The organism is Gluconobacter sp. GP1, assembly GCF_032913585.1.
In the GTDB taxonomy this organism is placed as follows: Bacteria; Pseudomonadota; Alphaproteobacteria; order Acetobacterales; family Acetobacteraceae; genus Gluconobacter; species Gluconobacter cerinus.
In genome coordinates this window covers 15061-16689 of sequence record NZ_JASGXC010000014.1, presented here as the reverse complement: position 1 = coordinate 16689, position 1629 = coordinate 15061, and the positions used below count along the sequence as shown (strand labels likewise).

The 1629-nt window shown below is 59.1% G+C and carries 3 protein-coding genes; all 3 read right to left on the bottom strand.

From position 1 onward, the window contains the following. Positions 1–269 precede the first annotated feature (269 nt). From R5H23_RS16010 to ssb, 3 genes are read right to left on the bottom strand one after another with little or no spacing between them, the layout of a single operon-like run. Positions 270–395 carry a hypothetical protein gene (locus R5H23_RS16010; protein WP_256445269.1) on the bottom strand — a complete coding sequence of 42 codons (126 nt, stop codon included), beginning with the start codon at positions 393–395 and terminating at the stop codon, positions 270–272. Continuing rightward, positions 388–666 carry a hypothetical protein gene (locus tag R5H23_RS16005; protein ID WP_010505526.1) on the bottom strand — a complete coding sequence of 93 codons (279 nt, stop codon included), beginning with the start codon at positions 664–666 and terminating at the stop codon, positions 388–390. Before R5H23_RS16005 ends, R5H23_RS16010 begins: the two co-directional genes overlap by 8 nt. A 27-nt stretch (positions 667–693) precedes the next feature. After that, on the bottom strand, positions 694–1188 hold the full coding sequence (gene ssb, locus R5H23_RS16000; protein WP_317216030.1) for a single-stranded DNA-binding protein: 495 nt from the start codon (positions 1186–1188) through the stop codon (positions 694–696). Positions 1189–1629 lie beyond the last annotated feature (441 nt).

Here is a 1629-nt window from a genome sequence, read left to right as displayed (position 1 = left end):
ACGGCAAGCACCAGCAGACCTCCCCGGGTTGGATGCAGAAATCCCTGCCAGATCAGGAGAAGAACAGCCGCCTGAATGACCAGAGCGCCGATGCGGATCGCGTTGTTTCGTGACATTGGCTCAGTCTAGTCTTTTTCTCTGTCCTGGCGCAGCCCCCCCTGTGGGGGGCGAGCACTGGGGGCATCAAAGCTCGCGCCGGCGAGGCGCGTCCGCCTGATTGAACTAAACGAGCGGACAAAAAAAAGCGGCCCGGAGGCCGCCTGTCGGTATCACTGATGGGACGTTCGCAGCTTTGCCAGCCGGGACGCAATGGGTCCGATCGCAAGCCCCAGACCGATGGTGAAAGCAGCGGCAGGAAGAAGAATAAACAGGATACTCTGGGTCACGTTATCCATTGGTTTTCGCCTCCGTCTTGTCCTCAGGATAGGGGATATAGGCCAGAAAAGTCAAAGAAATTGCCTCAAGCGCGGCTCCCAGAAAAAAGCAGGTGACGGCACGCATGGGGGTCAACGGTCCTGTCCCGGAGATGAGTGGGGTCACGATACCGAGCCCCCACGCGCTGAGGGCGAATGTCTGAAGGACGCTGGCAATCGCCTTATAGCGGTCTTCCTTGTGTTTGGAGCGCTGCGGCGGGGGCAGCAGCGCCATGAGGCGATCTTTGTTCATCTGGCGCTACGCTCCTTCTCCCGGCACTCAAAATGGGATTTCGTCATCGAGGTCGTTCCCGCCCGGTGCGTCCCAGCCCGCATTGCGGTTTCCGTTGCCAGACGATCCACCGGACCGGCCGCCACTGCTTCCACCAGAAAAGCCGCCCTCGCCTTCATCGCTGTTGCCCCGGTTGCTGTCGATCAGCACCAGCTCACCCCGGAAACGGTCAATAACAACCTCTGTGGTGTAGTGCTCCTGACCGTCCTGACCGGTCCATTTGCGGGTGCGGAGTTCGCCTTCGAGATAGACCTTGCGGCCTTTGCGGAGGAAGCGCTCCGCGACGTCACCAGCCCGCTCATTGAAGATGACGACACGGTGCCATTCGGTGCGCTCACGGCGCTCCCCGCTCTGCCGGTCGTTCCAGGTGTCAGACGTTGCCAGAGAAAAACTCACAACCTTGGACCCGGACTGCGTATTGCGGACTTCCGGGTCTTTACCAAGGTTGCCAACGAGAATGACTTTGTTAACGGAACCAGCCATGAGAGCCTCCAAGAATTAGGGAACGTATCGACTGGACTTGTTCGGCGCTATTGCCTCTGTCCATGAATAGATATTAGGTTTTTACTTGGTCTCAGTCAACGAAAAACGGCAGAAAACCGCCATTTCCGAGGAAATAAAGCCCAAGAAAAAGCGGTTTTACTTGTTGATTACTCAATGAGTATTTGATGTTTTCCTAGACCCATCCTGCCCGTGCGGCGAGCACACTGACGGCGACGAAAGAGAAAGGGAGGTGGCGTTTTCCTGAGCCCATCCTGCCACCGGCCAAGACGGGCGACGGGACAGGCCGTCAAGCCCGGAGCGTCCTGAGCAAGGGTGGCTGGCCTGCGGCTGATGCGGGGTCGCGTGCGGCCCTGCAGCAGATGCGGGCCTGGACACCCGCCGCCGAGGGTCGCGCAGTGGCTTTACGGACTGGCACGGCGA